Origin of the sequence: Thalassospira sp. MCCC 1A03138, assembly GCF_002115785.1 — a bacterium.
Classification (GTDB): domain Bacteria; phylum Pseudomonadota; class Alphaproteobacteria; order Rhodospirillales; family Thalassospiraceae; genus Thalassospira.
The window spans coordinates 104,531-119,723 of sequence record NZ_JFJY01000003.1; the positions used below are offsets into that span (position 1 = coordinate 104,531).

Below are 15,193 nucleotides of genomic sequence, written 5' to 3' on the forward strand. Positions count from 1 at the left end.
GGTCAGTTGTTCAAAGAATTGCTGTCCGCAGTATCTTCTGCAGTTATGTGTTTGCCTGCGGTCGGAAACGCCAGCGTAACGGTTGCTCCGCTCTCAACACCGTCGGCAAGTATAAGCTCTCCGCCATGGTCTTCCATGATTTTCTTGACGATTGCAAGACCAAGACCAGTACCTTTTGATCGTGTGGTCACGTAGGGTTCGGTCAGCCTTTCACGGTTTTCAACCGGCAGACCTTTGCCATTATCCGAAACTGTCACATAGATACGTTGATTTTCATCAGAACGTGTCACAGAAATTTCAATACGTCCTTGTGGAAGCTCGGTAACATCACCTTCCCGCCCCTCGATCGCCTCTGCGGCATTTTTAAGGGTGTTGGTCAGACATTGGTTAACCTGACGCGCATCACAGGATACCTCAATTTCACGACCTGCCTTTTCGTCGAAGTCATAGATGATTTTGGTGTAGGCCTGTTTTTGCAGGAACACGGCACCTTTCACCAGATCAACAATCTTTTCCGATTTCATTTTTGGCGATGGCATTCGGGCAAAACTTGAAAATTCATCAACCATGCGCCCGATATCTCCAACCTGACGAATAATCGTGTCGGTACAGGTTTTAAACACCTCGGTATCGCTTTGAATTTCCTTCAGATATCGACGTTTAAGACGTTCTGCTGAAAGCTGTATCGGAGTTAGCGGGTTCTTGATCTCGTGGGCGATACGGCGGGCAACATCAGCCCATGCGGCCATCCGTTGCGCGGTTTGAAGTTCAGTGACATCGTCAAAAGTTACGACATATCCGAAAATAGACCGGTCTTCCGCACGCTCGATCGTGACGCGCGCTAAAAGCATAAGATTCAAACCATCGTGCCGTATTTCGATCTGCCGTGATTTACTGCGATCCCCTTCCTTGCTGAGATCTTCGAACAGCTCGGAAAATTCCGGGATAACCTCGCAGATAGACTGCCCGATAGCCCCATCCAGATCAATTCCCATCAGATCTGATGCGCTGCGGTTTGGAAGATTGATATGACATTCTGCATCAAGCCCGATAACGCCTGCTGTCACACCACCCAAAATAGCCTCGGTGAAGCGTCGACGTTCATCATTCAAACGGTTGGCTGCCACCAGTTCCGTCCGCTGCGTGTCAAGTTGGGACGTCATGCGGTTGAAGGCACGGGTTAAGGCTTCAAGCTCGTCCTCCTGCCCCGCAAGCGGAACACGGAAAGTTAAATCACCATCACGCACTTTTTCCGCGCCGATGATCAATTGAGAAATCGGCTCAACCAACCGTGTAGCGACCATAAGCCCCAACGTAACCGCCGCCAAAAGCAGCACAACAGCGATCAGAACGAAGATCATGACAAAGGTGATCACGATCCCAGACCGCTCACCTTCAAGGTTTTCGTAAGCGGTAACTGCCTTGCGGGCCTTGTCGATACGCTCAAGCACATTGGGGTCAACGAAGCGACCAACAAGAAGATATCCGTCAATGAAACTGTCGAGATGCGTCATCGCACGGATGCGATTGTCAGTATTGCCCAACAGCAGAACCACATCATTATTCCGCGCGCGATCATATACTTCCTGCGGTATTGGCGACAAAACAGGATCGTATGAGAAACTGTAATCAGATTGCGCGAGAACGGTTCCGCTGCCATCAATAATGACGGCTTCGGGCAAACCACGTGCATCTGCCTGCGCCGTCAGAATTCTGTTGATCCGCTCCCGGTCAGTCGCAAAGTTGACGCCAAGACGTTGAAGGTCATTGGCCGTTGCAAGAACGTCTGCCCGGATCAGTTCCTGATGTTCTTTCAGATATGCTTCGGCAATCACCATACTTTCTTCGACGGCAGTCCTGATGCGATCACTGAACCAGCCCTGAATACCGAAATGCAGGAACAACGCGGAAAATACGGCAACGATAATCGCTGGCGTTACCGCGACCAGCGAAAACAGCAGAACCATTCTTGTATGCAGTTTGGCGCCAGCCGTACCACGACGTCGCTCTGCCCATATCTGGACGAGCTTACGGGCAACCAACGTGGCAAGAGCAAGAACAAGAACAAGGTCAATATTCAGCAGAAGGATGATCAGACGGGGTTCTGGCCGTAGCGGCGCGGTACCGGTCATCGCGAGATAGGTCGCAAGAACAGATACAAGTGCTGCACAGACCAAACCTATCGCAAACTTTCGCGATTGGCTAAGTCGCCCCAAGAACCTGACAAACCACGACTGCATAAGACGACTGGTGACGGGTCGTCCGGCTTCGGTCATTTTGCGCCCCTGACAACTTCCAGTCCGAGATCACGAATTTTCTTGCGCAGGGTATTGCGATTAAGCCCAAGAACCTCGGCTGCCTTCACCTGATTACCGCGTGTGGCTTCAAGTGTGACGGTCAAAAGCGGGCGTTCCATTTCACGCAGAATACGATCATAGAGACCACTTGATGGCAAATCCTCGTCATGGGCATCGTAATACTCGCGAACATGACGTTCGATCGATTCAGCAAGTGACTGGGGCTCTCCTACTGGGGTCGACTCGCTGATGTTATTTTCGGAAAACTCGGTTTCGATAACATCGACACCAATCACATCATGCGAATATAGAGCCGTCAGACGGCGAACCATGTTTTCCAGTTCGCGGATGTTGCCCGGCCAGCGATGCACCTTCAAACGCGCCATCGCATCGGAAGAAAGCGTCTTGCGAGGAAGTCCCTCTTCGCTTGCCTGCATCAGGAAGTGATTGACCAGTTCCGGGATATCTTCAAGCCGCTCCCGGAGGGATGGCAAACGGATCGGCACGACATTCAGGCGATAGAATAAATCCTCGCGGAAAGTTCCTTCGCGGATCAGTTTGCGCAGATCGCGATGTGTTGCCGCAACAATACGAACATTAACGCGGATTGGCGTGCGCCCGCCAACACGGGTATATTCGCCTTCCTGAAGGACACGAAGCAAACGGGTTTGCGCTTCAAGCGGCATATCACCGATTTCATCGAGAAACAGCGTACCGCCCTCGGCCTGCTCGAACCGGCCAACCTTGCGCTCGTTGGCACCGGTGAAAGCACCCTTTTCATGACCGAACAGCTCGCTTTCGATCAGTTCACGCGGGATTGCCGCCATGTTAATGGCAACGAACGGCCCGTGTCGGCGACCACCATATTCATGAAGTGCTCGCGCCACCAGTTCCTTGCCGGTACCACTTTCGCCAGTAACCATTACTGTCAGGTCAGTATTCATTAACCGGGCAAGTGCACGATAGATTTCCTGCATTGCTGCGGAACGACCGATCAATGGCAGACGGTCATCACCTTCATCATCTGATGATTTGGCATTGTCGGCGGCTTGTGGTGTTTCAAGCGCACGATCAACAATGCTGATCAACTCGTTTAAATCAAAGGGTTTTGGAAGATATTCAAAGGCACCGCGCTGTGCTGCTTTTACGGCTGTCATCAGGGTGTTCTGCGCGCTCATGACGATAACGCGTAAATCCGGTCGAAGCTTGCGGATACGCGGTACCATATCAAGCCCGTTTTCATCTGGCATCATGACATCCGTAATCACCAGATCGCCGTCCCCATCGGCAATCCAGTCCCACAATGTACGTCCGTGACCGGTACTGCGGACCTCGTGCCCCTGACGCGACAGAGCCTGCGTCAGAACAGTACGGATCGCACGGTCATCATCAGCAACAAGAATTCTGGCCGGGCTCGGGCTCATACGGTTTCTTCCTTGTTTTTCATTATATTGTCCGCACCGACGTCTTCGGCCAGCGTGCGGTTATAGATCGGCAGCATGATCTGAAATTCAGCACCGCCCCCCGGTGCATCTTTCACTTCGATAACGCCACCATGGTCATTGATAATCTTCGCCACCAACGCCAACCCCAGTCCGGAACCGGTTGGCTTGGTCGTCACAAACGGATCAAACAGGCTTTCGCGCATATCGGGCGCAATGCCCGGTCCATTGTCGCGTACCGACACAACCAGTGGCAAATGCACACGTGCATCGCCGCCAGCAACGGCAAGGCGAACGCCATGCTGGTAGCGCGTTGAAATCACAATATGACCGCTGTCATGGTCGACAGCCTCGCCTGCATTTTTAAGAAGGTTTAGAAATACCTGAATCAGCTGATCTCGGTTGCCAAATACCGGCGGCAACGACGGGTCATAGATTTCTTCGAATGCAAGGTGTTTGCCAAAACCGTTTTCAGCAAGCCTGCGGACATGTTCAAGCACGGTATGAATGTTAACCGCACCGCGTTCCATTGGTTTGTCGGAAAAGATTTCCATGCGATCAACAAGGTCAACGATCCGGTCGGCCTCATCACATATCAACCGCGTTAGCACCCGGTCGTCTTCATTCGATGTTTGTTCAAGCAACTGTGCAGCACCACGGATACCCGACAGTGGGTTCTTGATCTCGTGCGCAAGGATTGCCGCCATTGCACTTACCGAGCGCGCCGAGTTCCGGCTCAACAACTGATTGTCGATCTTCTGAGCGATCGAGCGCGGCTCGAACGTCAGAACAGCGCAATCAGGTTCATCTGGCATCGAGCCCACTGTCAGATTGACAGTATGTTTGCCAATCTTCGGGCTTTCGATCAGAAGATTATGATCAGCCACCAAGGTTGCTTCGTCGATGGCTTGACTGATCAACGAGAAAACTGGGCTGTCACCGGGAATGAAGTCCTTGAGGTTGCTGCGGCACAAAACGGCGGCGCTGGTGTTGAACAGCTGTTCCGTTGCCTGATTGACGAAGCGGATTTTGCCATCCCGATCAGAAACGACGACCGCACTGGCAATTGCATTAAGCACGCCAGTCGGGTCCACCCCGTTTCCTTTGCCAAATCCAAGTCTCATTCAAAGTTTCCCCGATAATATCGCTATTGAATTCTTGTTTTTCTCAGGCCGCGACCTGTTTATCCGCATTTTCGATCAATGGCTCGTAGAATGCCCTGATCTGATCCTTGACTTCAAATGGGTCACTTAACTCATTCACAATACGACGGAATTCGGTCGCGTTGCGTAAACTGTTGCAATACCACGCCAAATGTTTTCTTGCGATACGGACACCTTGCTGACCGTGATGATCAATCATCGCATCATAATGACTAAGGATCGTTTGCAGTTGCACATCAAGGGACGGCGCTGACAGTTTCTGAGCGGTTTTCAAATAATGTGATACCTGTGCCAGAAACCACGGTCGTCCCTGCGCGCCACGCCCTACCATTACACCGTCAGCGCCGGAACGTTTCAGAAGCTCTGCCGCATCTTCCTCGCTATTGACGTCCCCATTGCCGATAACCGGGATCGATACAGCCTGTTTGACCAGCGCAATTGCGTCCCAGTCCGCATCGCCTTTATAAAACTGGCAGCGTGTCCGACCATGGATGGTCAACATCGCAATTCCCAGATCCTCGGCGATTTTTGCCAGACGCGGCGCATTACGATTGTCATCGTCCCATCCCAAACGCATCTTAAGCGTTACGGGTACGGAAACGGCATTGACGGTTGCCTCAATGATATCGGCAGCAAGATTCTCATCACGCATCAGGGCCGATCCGGCATAGCCCTTTGTGACCTTTTTGGCGGGACAGCCCATATTGATGTCAATGATCATAGCACCGCGGTCTTCGTTCATCTTTGCGGCAAGCGCCATCTCATCGGGTTCAGTTCCGGCAAGCTGAACGGAAAGCGGGCTTTCGGCTGCACAATCGCCGTGCATTTTGCGCACTTCTTTTTGATGGCGCTGGATACGTGTCATGGCATCAGACGCAATCATTTCCGACACAACCAGATGCCCGCCAAACTGGCGCACCTGTTGCCTAAAAGGAAGGTCAGTCACACCTGACATTGGTGCCAGGATGACATTCTCTGGCACATTTACAGAACCGATCTGCAAAGACATGAAGGAAATCCGATTGCCTAAAACTTGGGCAGATTAATGAAACTGGCTCGGCGTTGCAACAACTCTAAGCGAATTGGCGAATATAAGCCAACCAACTCGGCCGCTACCTTTAAACAAGGCCCGGAGTTTTTATCCGATTAGATATCCCGAAACAAATCGAACGCCCGGGAATGCCAGGGTAAGCAGCAACCACGCCCCCAGCACAAACCGAACAGCCATACGCCCGCGCAGAGTGGATTTTTCATGAATGAATATCAAGCCGCAAATCACGGCAAAACCAAGCAGGGTAAGAAGCATCTTGTGATCAAGATAGAGCAACGATTGTCCCTCGATCTGGCGCAATGCAAAACCGGTAATAATTCCGATCACAAGCACCCATGCCGACCATTTGAGAAAACTCACAAGCATGTATTCGCTGTCGCGCAACGGCGGCAGGCGACGGCTCCAGCGGTTTGGACGGCGGTTTTTAAGTGCATCTTCCTGAACAACATAGCCCATGGCAGCAATTGCAGACAGTGTCACAAGCGCGTAGGTTACAAGTGACGTTCCGATATGAACCCAAAGCCAGCCAGAATAAAGAACCGGTTCTGTAACCGACGCGTCAGCAACCGGTTCAAAGACGTTAAAAACAGCTGCCACTCCGCCGAATGCCAAAAGGTATCCACCGATATAACCGGCAAGACGCCAGATTTGTTTCGGCCCGTTGCATATGACAAGCCCGCCAAAGATCAGGATCACGGAAAGTTCCGACCAATGCAAAGCCGCTGTAAATCCGCGCGATTGCACTTCCTCGCCCGTCAGGCCAAGCACGATCACCGTACCAGCCGCGGCAACAAATATGGACAAAAACAGCCATATGTCGCGCTGCGGGTCGCGCCGCATGATTTGCGTGGTTAGCGGTAGCAAACATAAGATATGTAAGGCGGCAGCAATCATGTTCGGATCCGGCCTAAAGGCGTTTACATCATAACATCAGGCAAATGGCGACTTGGCAAAGTCATCGCAGAAAGATAGCCTGCGGCGCAATTCAGACAAGTCACGGCATCACGTTTATGACCAAAAAAATCGCAGTTGTCATCGTTGCAGCAGGCAGCGGTAGCAGATTTGGTGATCCGATACCAAAACAATATCATTTGCTTGGCGCAAAGACATTGCTGCGTCACTGTATTGAGAGCTTCGCCAAGCATGTGCCGTCCGAACTGATTAGGGTCATTTATAATCCTGACCATCAGGATTTGTACGATAATTCGGTTGAAGGCCTATCCTTGGACGCCCCGGTGCCCGGCGGAGTGACAAGACAACAATCTGTCCTGAACGGATTACGTTCACTGGAAAATGAAAACCCTGACCATGTGCTTATTCATGATGCGGCAAGGCCGGGCATTTCAGACGATGTTATCGACCGCGTCATCTCAGCTCTGGCGATATATCAGGGTGCCATTCCCACCCTTCCCGTTCTCGACACCATCAAGCAGACGGAATCCACCGGGATAATTAGACGAACCATTCCACGAGAACAGCTTCATCGCGCCCAGACGCCTCAGGGGTTTCATTTCAAAACGATCCTTGACGCTCACCAACAGTTTGAGGGGCACGAATTCACTGATGATGCCGCCCTGCTGGAACAACTTGACCTGGATGTAGTCTGCGTAGAGGGGGCTGTTTCAAACGACAAGATTACGCGCCCCGACGATATTGGGCGCGCCCGTGACTGGATTACCCCTGTTCCGGCCTCAGAGAAAGACAGCGATATGAACCACGAAGAGTTCCGGGCTGGTACCGGTTTTGACGTTCATCGATTTGCCCCAGGTGACCATTGTATCCTTTGCGGTGTCAAAGTCCCCCACTCCGCACGCCTTGAAGGCCATTCCGATGCGGATGTCGGCCTGCATACGCTAACAGACGCATTGTTGGGGGCCATTGGTGCCGGCGATATTGGGCAACATTTCCCGCCTTCTGACATGAAATGGAAGGGGGCAGCATCGGATCAGTTTGTTCTTCACGCAGTCAATCTGATCCGTGAACGCGGCGGACGCATCGTCAATGCGGATATCACCCTGATTTGTGAGCGGCCCAAAATAGGACCGCACACACGGGCCATGCGCGAAAAGGTTGCTGAAATTCTTGGTGTTGAAGTTGATCGCGTCAATGTGAAGGCGACGACGACAGAGCGCCTGGGCTTCACCGGACGCGAGGAAGGTATCGCGGCTCAAGCTGCGGTCAGCGTCGCCCTACCCGTCAAATAGAGTGTTCTTCCATTCAATAATAAAGGCAGGATGAAAATCCCGCCTTTATTATTTTCGTTCAGACCTTATGCCGGAGATGAACCGTTCTCTTTTTCTGGCAATTGATGTTTCATCAGGACCGGAACCTGGGCCATGCCAAACACCATGGTCAGCGGCATAATCCCCCATACCTTGAACGCAACCCATATATCGGTCGAAAAATTGCGCCAGACAATTTCATTGATCACGGCAAGAACGACGAAGAAAATGCTCCAGCGCCAGGTCAGGATGCGCCATCCCTCGTCCGTCGCCTTAAATGCACTTTCCAAAACCAGTTTCAAAAACAGCTTTCCAGCAATTAAACCGCCAAACAGGATCGCTGCAAACAGCAGATTGACAATCGTCGGCTTGATTTTAATGAACAGATCATTGTCGAGATAAAGCGTTAAGCCGCCAAACACGATCACGAAAGCGCCGCCAATCAACGGCATCACCGGAATGGTTCGGGCAATAACATACGATACGACCAGCGCAACCACTGTTGCCGTTACAAAAACCGCTGTTGCAGTCATAAGATTGGTTGTCGCATTGACTGCGAAAAACAGGATCAGCGGCCCCATTTCAAGGGCAAGTTTTGTAAGCTGGTTCATTGGTCACTTCGTTAAATGTAAAATTTCGGCCATCCTAGGGGCCAAAGGCCATTGATGCAATCAATTCGGGATTGTTGCCCCTGCGACCTGACCGCGCAACCAATCGACATATGGTCCATTTCCCCTGCCTAATGGAATTTCCAGAATACAGGGAATATCATAAGGGTGATGATCTGTGATCCATTCCGAAAGCGCCGTTGCCGCTGTGCTGGTCGATTTCAGAATGATAACTATCTCGTTTTCTTCTTCGATATCGCCATCCCATTCATAGATTGCCGTCATTTGGGGCATGATATTCGCGCAGGCCGCCAATCTTTCTCGAACGGCACCTCCCGCAATCAAGCGGGCGACTTCCATGTCTGGCGCTGTCACATAAAGAAAGACCATGTCACTACGATCAAAGGACTTCGATGTCATGGTGATTGCCTCTAGGTTGATTATCCGTCACACTTACCTGCAATATATAGCTTCATCATCACATCGCGCCACACACAAACCTATTCTATCAATTCTGGGATGCCATGACGGGGAAAAAGCCGGTGAAACCGACACAAACACAACTTGATTGGTTGCGCCGTGGCCTTAGCCAGCCGGGTGGAAAGTTGCCGCTCTTTGACACCAATGGCAAGCAAATCAGTGAAAAAACAGTCAAAAGCTGCATTGATCATGGATGGGCTGCCCCATGGTTTGACAACCCGATCAAACCGGACTGGCTGATTTGCAAACTGACCGATGAAGGTCGTAGGGTTGCGACCTCTGTTGCTGATAAAAACGCATAAGGACATCCGGTCGCGATCCCGAACCGCTGCACTGATCTAATCAGCACGTCCACGGGTATCAAGGTTAATCACCTTTTACCACTGAGTGTGCCGGATCATGTGTTCATTTGTCAGAAATACGGTTGCTGTTCTCACCCTCGCATGCTCCTTTGTCGCACACAGCGCCAAAGCGTCAGATACCGAGCACGCGTGGGATATATGGCATCAGCCAGATGTGCATGCGCTAATGCGTCATGCCATTGCGCCGGGTACTGGCGATCCGGAAAACTTCACCATTGGCGATTGCAGCACCCAACGAAATCTTGACGAGACCGGCCGCAATCATTCTGATCCGTGTTTAAGAAAATAACACTGTAGAAATGCTTGCCCGACTGATGCAGTAGCCTTGCCAGTACAAATGACAAGATATCAGATTTTGATGGAGAATAAATTGGTCGGAGCGAGAGGATTCGAACCTCCGACCCCCTGCACCCCATGCAGGTGCGCTACCAGGCTGCGCCACGCTCCGACCGTAAAGAATGCGTCGTTTGACGCGGCTCGATAAATAGCCGCGCAAGCCCAAAGACGCAAATGGTTTTTACGTATTTTTTTCCGACTGTTGCAGGGCCGATCTGAGGATGCCTTGAAGCTCTTCCAATTCACCTAACAGGTTTGCAAGAACAATCTTATCTGGTGTTCCTGCTTTGCCTGTCGAATAAGCCATATCTGATGCTTCATCCGATGGACCATCGACGGTTTCAGCCAGCGACGCCACCGCAACTTCCGAAGGCAGTTGCCCCTTGTTCTGATCAAGCAGCTTTTGCACACCCTTGATGGTGTAGCCCTGATCATGGAGCAGTGAACGAATATCAGCCAGCAGCACCAGATCTTCCGGACGATAATAACGTCGCCCGCCAGCACGTTTCATTGGTTTGATCTGAGGAAACTTGGATTCCCAAAAACGTAGGACATGCTGCTGCAGCCCCAGCTCTTTTGCTGCTTCGCTAATTGTACGAAACGCAGAGTCAGACTTTGCTGTGCGGCGGTTTTCCGCCTCAGCCCCCAAGTTATTTTTCATGAGTTCAGTTCTTAAGCGTTAATGCGTGCTTTCAACACCTGCGACGGCCGGAACACAAGCACTTTGCGCGGCAGGATTGGCACTTCTTCACCTGTCTTGGGATTGCGACCAATGCGCTGTCCCTTCTGGCGAACGGAAAAACTGCCAAACGAGGAAATCTTTACGACTTCATCCTTGATCAAGGCAGATGAAATTTCGTCGAGAACCGTTTCCAGCAACTGGGCGGACTCGTTACGCGACAAACCGACTTCCTGATAAACGGCTTCGGCAAGATCAGCGCGGGTAATCGTAGCTTCCGACATAACAGGCCGCCTCCTTAAAACGGGACTTTATACACAAGGCTATATCTGGTGGCGAAATCAGTCAATATCAACAGGATACATCGCTTTGCGGCAGAATGTTGTGTTTTTTAAGCAAATGCTTTGTTTTTGTCAGATATCCAGCAGAAACCAGAGCTTACCAGCGAACCAGTGCAGCGCCCCAAGTGAACCCGCCGCCCATCGCTTCCAGAATTACAATATCACCACGCTTGATCCGGCCATCATGAACGGCTTCGGCTAGTGCCAGGGGAATCGACGCCGCGGACGTGTTCGCGTGACGATCAACCGTAATGACCACCTTGTCTTCGGAAATGCCAAACTTTCTGGCAGTGCTGTCAAGAATGCGACGATTGGCCTGATGTGGCACCAGCCAATCAATATCCACGGCTTCAAGCCCCGTATCGGCAAGAACTTCGCGAATAACGCCTGCAAGGTTGGTCACTGCATGGCGGAAAACTTCCTTGCCTTCCATCTGAAGAAAACCAACAGTCTGGGTCGTTGATGGACCGCCATTGACATACAGCAGTTCGTATTTACCACCATCCGAATGCAATCGACTTGCGAGAATACCTTGATCCTCGACGGTGCCCTTGCCTTCAACGGCCTGAACAACAACCGCCCCTGCTCCGTCACCGAACAAAACGCATGTCCGGCGGTCTTCCCAATCCAGAATACGCGAAAATGTTTCTGCCCCGATGACGAGAACCGTTTTTGCCTGACCGTTCCGGATATACATGTCCGCAGTGGTAAGGGCGTAAACGAAGCCCGAGCAAACCGCCTGAACGTCGAAGGCAAAACCGACAACGCCCAGTCGATGCTGTACTTTTGTTGCCGTTGCCGGAAAGGTATTATCGGGTGTCGCGGTCGCAACGATAATCATGTCAATGTCCGCGGCAGTCACACCGGCATGTTCCATTGCACGTGTGGCAGCAGCCACCGCAAGATCACTGGTAGTTTCCCCTTCGGCAGCGATATGACGCTGTCGTATTCCCGTCCGCGCAACGATCCATTCATCAGATGTATCGACGCGCTTTGCCAGTTCATCATTGGTTACAACATTCGAAGGAAGATAAGAACCGCAACCAATAATGCGAGAACGAACAGTCATGATTTAAGAACCGCCAGTTTTAGTGGGAATAGTTGGGACAGACAGTATCAGTCGACCTGGCCAGCTGCGAGGGCGATGGTTTCCTCATCGATCGGAGCTTTGGAAATCGCCTCTTCGAAGGCGGCAAGTTCACCCTTGATCGTTTCGTTCAGCCGGTTCGCAATAAGGTCGTGACAAACGCCAATGGCATTCGAGAACCCCAGCGCATCGGTGCCACCGTGGCTTTTCACGGCAATCCCGTTCAGGCCCAGCAGCATCGCACCATTGTAACGACGCGGGTCCATACGTTCCCGGAAACGCTGCAATGATCGACGGGCCAACAGATAGCCGACCTTCGCCCAGAATGAACTTTTGAAAGTTTCACGCAGGAAGTGCACCAGCAGTCGTGCCGTTCCTTCGGCGGTTTTAAGTGCAACGTTACCGGTAAAGCCGTCGGTCACAATTACGTCCACGGTGCCCTTGGCAAGGTCATCGCCTTCGACAAATCCTTCGAAGCGGATCGGAAGGTCGATTTCACGAAGTATTGCTGCGGCTTTCTTGACCGACTCATTGCCTTTGAGTTCTTCAATCCCGACATTGAGCAAGCCCACAGAAGGCCTTTCAATACCAAACAGAATGCGTGCGAAAACCTCGCCCATAAGCGCGAACTGCACCAGGTTGTTCTCGTCACATTCAATGTTGGCGCCAAGATCGAGCATGACGGTCTCGCCGCGCTGGGTTGGCATATAGGTCGCAATTGCCGGCCGGTCGATACCACGTACGGTTTTAAGGACGAATTTGGCCATAGCCATCAGAGCACCGGTATTTCCGGCAGATACGACGCCTTGCGCGTCCCCCTCTTTAACAGCATTGATGGCCAGCCGCATGCTGGAATCCCGACGCTGCCGCAAGGCAACGGAAGGTTTGTCATCCATCGTCACTTCTTGAGAGGCATGACGAATTTGACTGACGGTTTCAAGCCCCGGATATTTGGCGAGCAGCGGTTTGAGCTGCGCTTCATCCCCAAACATCAAAAATTTAAGATGAGGCAACCGTTTCAGGGCAATTTCTGCACCCGCCACGACCATCTCAGGCGCGTGGTCTCCTCCCATCGCGTCAAGTGATATGCAGACCTGTTCAGGCAATGTATTCTCTTATGGTTGTTCTAAAACATCTGAACCGGAATTTACCGGCAGGCTTGCCTATCGGCTAAACTTGTCTTCGGCATGCCGGAAAGCCCGTAATTACCGGAATTCTCAGCCAGATACAAGGTAAAGCCGATATGCAATCAAAAGCGACCAGTATCCGGCTTGCTCTTCGCCTTTTCGGTCAAAAGCGTAAAATGCCGGTCGTTACCGGCATTTTCCTGACATTTTACGTGACGAAAAACGCAACCAAAATTGTAATTTAGTTTTTCTTCTCTAGCTTGTCCTTAAGACCTGCGAGTTTTGCAAACGGGTTGGGACGCTCTTCTTCGTCTTCCGATTTGACCACGTCCGCAACTTTCGCGCCGTCCTTGCGAGGATAAGGGTCCATGGCGACAGCAAGAAACTGTGCGACAACTTCACCAACATCAATTTTGCCATCTACCAATGGCTCTGGCTGATCCAGAAGCGCCATAAGCTCTTCTTCGGAAAGATCATCCAAATCATCGGGATTCGAAGGAAGGTCATCTTCGGATACATGCGGAGAAAACAGAACCTCCACCTCGTCTTCGATGGTTTCGGGGACCGGCTCGAGTGTCGCAACACAACGCTGAACAATATCGGCATGCATGGGACCACGAAGGGTGACTTCGCCATTGCCTGCCGTCGTAGTCGTCAGGGTTGCCTTTAAACTATTGATAGCAATCAGTTCGAAGCGTGTAGCAAGCGCCTCGCGCTCCTTTTCATTTGCTTCGATCTCGATCTTGCTTTTTTTCTCGACCTGTTCGTCCGTATTAACGATGCGGGAAAATTCGGGTGTAATCTGTTCAGGCATTGGGGTCTCTTTCTATTCGGTTGGTGCAACGGCGACTTCCGGCACAGCCGGAAAATGGATAACGCCGTTGTGTAATTCTTCGGTTTTCTGACGGTCAAGGTGTGCGAGGGCATCATTGACATAACCGACCATGGCCATCAATTGCGCATCACTAGCCTCGTTGTCGGCATAAAGATTGCGGTTGAGTGCGGCGGCAAGTTCTATTGCACCGGATTGAACACCCTCTTCGTAGGCGACAATGCGACCGTGATAGGACTCCGACATTTTTCGGATGCGCTTCAGGATTCCGACGTCACCAATTCCCATCTCACGCATATTCTGGTCAAGATCGGAAAACATCACGTCAAAGATTTCTTGCGCCAGTTCACGACTTTCATTGTCTTTTTTCAAACGCCGAAACAGAACAAAGGCATGCACCAGAATCAGATCAAATCGCCCTTCCATGGTATCTGCGACGCCAAGGCGTGTATAGAATTCAGACTTGCGCGCCTGCCCAACCATTCCGGTGTAAAGCGCAAAGGCAGCACTTTGTTTGCGGTCTTTTTTCTTCAACCAGCCGAACAACAGTAACACTCCTTCGTTGACATTCCAGCCATGGCACGCAGAATGCCGTAAATTTCCCGGGGCGGCATCGCCCAACATTGCCCGGCAATATCATGCGCCCAGCGCTGAAACTCAAGGCAATTCCTTAATGACTTTAACTGGCTGATCGCTTTGGTGAGTTCCATGCATACAAGAACAACACGCCTTTCCCTTATGATGCTGGCCGGATTGGCAGTGGCATTTGTTGCTGCCTGCAGCCCGCGTATCGCAACGCGCGGCAATGCTCCTGAACCCGAAGTTCTCGAACAAATCATCGTCGGGCAATCCACAAAGGGTGATGTGACCGATCTTCTGGGATCGCCATCAAGCGTTGCGGCCTTTGACGAAAATGTCTGGCTTTATATTTCGCGCAGAACCGAAACAATTGCGTTTCTGGCACCGGATGTCGTTGAACAAAAGGTCATTCTCGTCAGCTTTGATGCGGCAAACCGGGTCGATATCCTAAGCGAATATGACCTTGAAGACGGTAAACCAGTAATTCCGACGGATCGGATCACGCCAACCGCAGGCAAGGAAATTACAGTTCTGCAGCAGCTGTTTGGCAACCTTGGTCGCTTCAGCGAAACCAAATAAATTCCAAA

The 15,193-nt window shown here is 51.5% G+C and carries 16 protein-coding genes and 1 tRNA gene; 3 read left to right on the forward strand and 14 right to left on the reverse strand.

The window, feature by feature from the left end; genetic code table 11:
• Positions 1 to 2: 2 nt before the first annotated feature.
• The 5 genes from TH468_RS08280 to TH468_RS08300 all read right to left on the reverse strand — a co-directional run bounded on the left by TH468_RS08280 (position 3) and on the right by TH468_RS08300 (position 6,847).
• Positions 3 to 2,276 (reverse strand): PAS domain-containing sensor histidine kinase, encoded by a 2,274-nt coding sequence (locus TH468_RS08280; protein ID WP_210402233.1) that lies wholly within the window; start codon positions 2,274 to 2,276, stop codon positions 3 to 5.
• Positions 2,273 to 3,721, reverse strand: a complete 1,449-nt coding sequence (ntrC, locus tag TH468_RS08285; RefSeq protein ID WP_085643201.1) for a nitrogen regulation protein NR(I) — start codon at positions 3,719 to 3,721, stop codon at positions 2,273 to 2,275. Before ntrC ends, TH468_RS08280 begins: the two co-directional genes overlap by 4 nt.
• On the reverse strand, positions 3,718 to 4,863 hold the full coding sequence (locus TH468_RS08290; RefSeq protein ID WP_085643203.1) for a nitrogen regulation protein NR(II): 1,146 nt from the start codon (positions 4,861 to 4,863) through the stop codon (positions 3,718 to 3,720). The genes ntrC and TH468_RS08290 overlap by 4 nt, the downstream gene beginning before the upstream one ends.
• A gap of 43 nt (positions 4,864 to 4,906) precedes the next feature.
• The gene (dusB, locus tag TH468_RS08295) at positions 4,907 to 5,911 is read right to left on the reverse strand and encodes a tRNA dihydrouridine synthase DusB (protein ID WP_085643205.1); all 1,005 of its coding nucleotides are present in this window, start codon (positions 5,909 to 5,911) and stop codon (positions 4,907 to 4,909) included.
• 129 nt (positions 5,912 to 6,040) lie between these two features.
• A complete protein-coding gene (locus tag TH468_RS08300) occupies positions 6,041 to 6,847 on the reverse strand; it encodes an inner membrane protein YpjD (protein WP_085643207.1) in 807 nt (268 codons plus the stop codon).
• 116 nt (positions 6,848 to 6,963) lie between these two features.
• On the opposite strand from TH468_RS08300, the gene TH468_RS08305 reads away from it, so the two are divergent.
• On the forward strand, positions 6,964 to 8,157 hold the full coding sequence (locus tag TH468_RS08305) for a bifunctional 2-C-methyl-D-erythritol 4-phosphate cytidylyltransferase/2-C-methyl-D-erythritol 2,4-cyclodiphosphate synthase (protein ID WP_085643209.1): 1,194 nt from the start codon (positions 6,964 to 6,966) through the stop codon (positions 8,155 to 8,157).
• 65 nt (positions 8,158 to 8,222) lie between these two features.
• Here the strand turns inward: TH468_RS08305 and TH468_RS08310 are convergent, their stop codons facing one another.
• Together TH468_RS08310 and cutA are read right to left on the reverse strand one after the other, a co-directional pair.
• A complete protein-coding gene (locus TH468_RS08310; RefSeq protein ID WP_085643211.1) occupies positions 8,223 to 8,786 on the reverse strand; it encodes a septation protein A in 564 nt (187 codons plus the stop codon).
• 60 nt (positions 8,787 to 8,846) lie between these two features.
• Positions 8,847 to 9,203: a divalent-cation tolerance protein CutA gene (gene cutA, locus TH468_RS08315; RefSeq protein ID WP_085643213.1), complete on the reverse strand. Its 357-nt coding sequence runs from the start codon at positions 9,201 to 9,203 to the stop codon at positions 8,847 to 8,849.
• Between the two features lie 104 nt (positions 9,204 to 9,307).
• Between cutA and TH468_RS08320 the strand changes: the two genes are divergently transcribed.
• On the forward strand, positions 9,308 to 9,565 hold the full coding sequence (locus TH468_RS08320; RefSeq protein ID WP_085643215.1) for a hypothetical protein: 258 nt from the start codon (positions 9,308 to 9,310) through the stop codon (positions 9,563 to 9,565).
• Positions 9,566 to 9,996: 431 nt separating this feature from the next.
• Here TH468_RS08320 and TH468_RS08330 read toward each other — a convergent pair.
• The 7 genes from TH468_RS08330 to TH468_RS08360 all read right to left on the reverse strand — a co-directional run bounded on the left by TH468_RS08330 (position 9,997) and on the right by TH468_RS08360 (position 14,573).
• Positions 9,997 to 10,073: transfer RNA gene (locus TH468_RS08330), tRNA-Pro, on the reverse strand.
• A gap of 69 nt (positions 10,074 to 10,142) precedes the next feature.
• Positions 10,143 to 10,622, reverse strand: coding sequence for a MerR family transcriptional regulator (locus tag TH468_RS08335; RefSeq protein WP_085643217.1), 480 nt, complete (start codon positions 10,620 to 10,622; stop codon positions 10,143 to 10,145).
• A gap of 11 nt (positions 10,623 to 10,633) precedes the next feature.
• Complete coding sequence (locus TH468_RS08340; protein ID WP_007089542.1) at positions 10,634 to 10,924, reverse strand: integration host factor subunit alpha; 291 nt, start codon at positions 10,922 to 10,924, stop codon at positions 10,634 to 10,636.
• Positions 10,925 to 11,078: 154 nt separating this feature from the next.
• Positions 11,079 to 12,050 (reverse strand): beta-ketoacyl-ACP synthase III, encoded by a 972-nt coding sequence (locus TH468_RS08345; protein WP_085643219.1) that lies wholly within the window; start codon positions 12,048 to 12,050, stop codon positions 11,079 to 11,081.
• A 47-nt stretch (positions 12,051 to 12,097) separates the two neighbouring features.
• Positions 12,098 to 13,174 carry a phosphate acyltransferase PlsX gene (gene plsX / locus TH468_RS08350; protein WP_085643221.1) on the reverse strand — a complete coding sequence of 359 codons (1,077 nt, stop codon included), beginning with the start codon at positions 13,172 to 13,174 and terminating at the stop codon, positions 12,098 to 12,100.
• A gap of 262 nt (positions 13,175 to 13,436) precedes the next feature.
• Positions 13,437 to 14,009 carry a DUF177 domain-containing protein gene (locus tag TH468_RS08355; RefSeq protein ID WP_085643223.1) on the reverse strand — a complete coding sequence of 191 codons (573 nt, stop codon included), beginning with the start codon at positions 14,007 to 14,009 and terminating at the stop codon, positions 13,437 to 13,439.
• Between the two features lie 12 nt (positions 14,010 to 14,021).
• Complete coding sequence (locus tag TH468_RS08360) at positions 14,022 to 14,573, reverse strand: ubiquinol-cytochrome C chaperone family protein (protein ID WP_085643641.1); 552 nt, start codon at positions 14,571 to 14,573, stop codon at positions 14,022 to 14,024.
• Positions 14,574 to 14,735: 162 nt separating this feature from the next.
• Here TH468_RS08360 and TH468_RS08365 point away from each other — a divergent pair, with 162 nt between their 5' ends.
• Positions 14,736 to 15,185 carry an outer membrane protein assembly factor BamE gene (locus TH468_RS08365; protein ID WP_007089537.1) on the forward strand — a complete coding sequence of 150 codons (450 nt, stop codon included), beginning with the start codon at positions 14,736 to 14,738 and terminating at the stop codon, positions 15,183 to 15,185.
• The last annotated feature ends 8 nt before the right edge of the window (positions 15,186 to 15,193 follow it).

Bases quoted from the DNA above. Each gene is read 5' to 3' on its own strand.
- TH468_RS08345 (WP_085643219.1), bottom strand. From the start codon at position 12,050: ATGACTGTTCGTTCTCGCATTATTGGTTGCGGTTCTTATCTTCCTTCG.
- dusB (WP_085643205.1), bottom strand. From the start codon at position 5,911: ATGTCTTTGCAGATCGGTTCTGTAAATGTGCCAGAGAATGTCATCCTG.
- TH468_RS08335 (WP_085643217.1), bottom strand. From the start codon at position 10,622: ATGAAAAATAACTTGGGGGCTGAGGCGGAAAACCGCCGCACAGCAAAG.
- ntrC (WP_085643201.1), bottom strand. From the start codon at position 3,721: ATGAGCCCGAGCCCGGCCAGAATTCTTGTTGCTGATGATGACCGTGCG.
- TH468_RS08365 (WP_007089537.1), top strand. From the start codon at position 14,736: ATGCATACAAGAACAACACGCCTTTCCCTTATGATGCTGGCCGGATTG.
- TH468_RS08300 (WP_085643207.1), bottom strand. From the start codon at position 6,847: ATGATTGCTGCCGCCTTACATATCTTATGTTTGCTACCGCTAACCACG.
- TH468_RS08320 (WP_085643215.1), top strand. From the start codon at position 9,308: ATGACGGGGAAAAAGCCGGTGAAACCGACACAAACACAACTTGATTGG.
- TH468_RS08355 (WP_085643223.1), bottom strand. From the start codon at position 14,009: ATGCCTGAACAGATTACACCCGAATTTTCCCGCATCGTTAATACGGAC.
- TH468_RS08340 (WP_007089542.1), bottom strand. From the start codon at position 10,924: ATGTCGGAAGCTACGATTACCCGCGCTGATCTTGCCGAAGCCGTTTAT.
- cutA (WP_085643213.1), bottom strand. From the start codon at position 9,203: ATGACATCGAAGTCCTTTGATCGTAGTGACATGGTCTTTCTTTATGTG.
- TH468_RS08290 (WP_085643203.1), bottom strand. From the start codon at position 4,863: ATGAGACTTGGATTTGGCAAAGGAAACGGGGTGGACCCGACTGGCGTG.
- TH468_RS08310 (WP_085643211.1), bottom strand. From the start codon at position 8,786: ATGAACCAGCTTACAAAACTTGCCCTTGAAATGGGGCCGCTGATCCTG.
- TH468_RS08280 (WP_210402233.1), bottom strand. From the start codon at position 2,276: ATGACCGAAGCCGGACGACCCGTCACCAGTCGTCTTATGCAGTCGTGG.
- TH468_RS08305 (WP_085643209.1), top strand. From the start codon at position 6,964: ATGACCAAAAAAATCGCAGTTGTCATCGTTGCAGCAGGCAGCGGTAGC.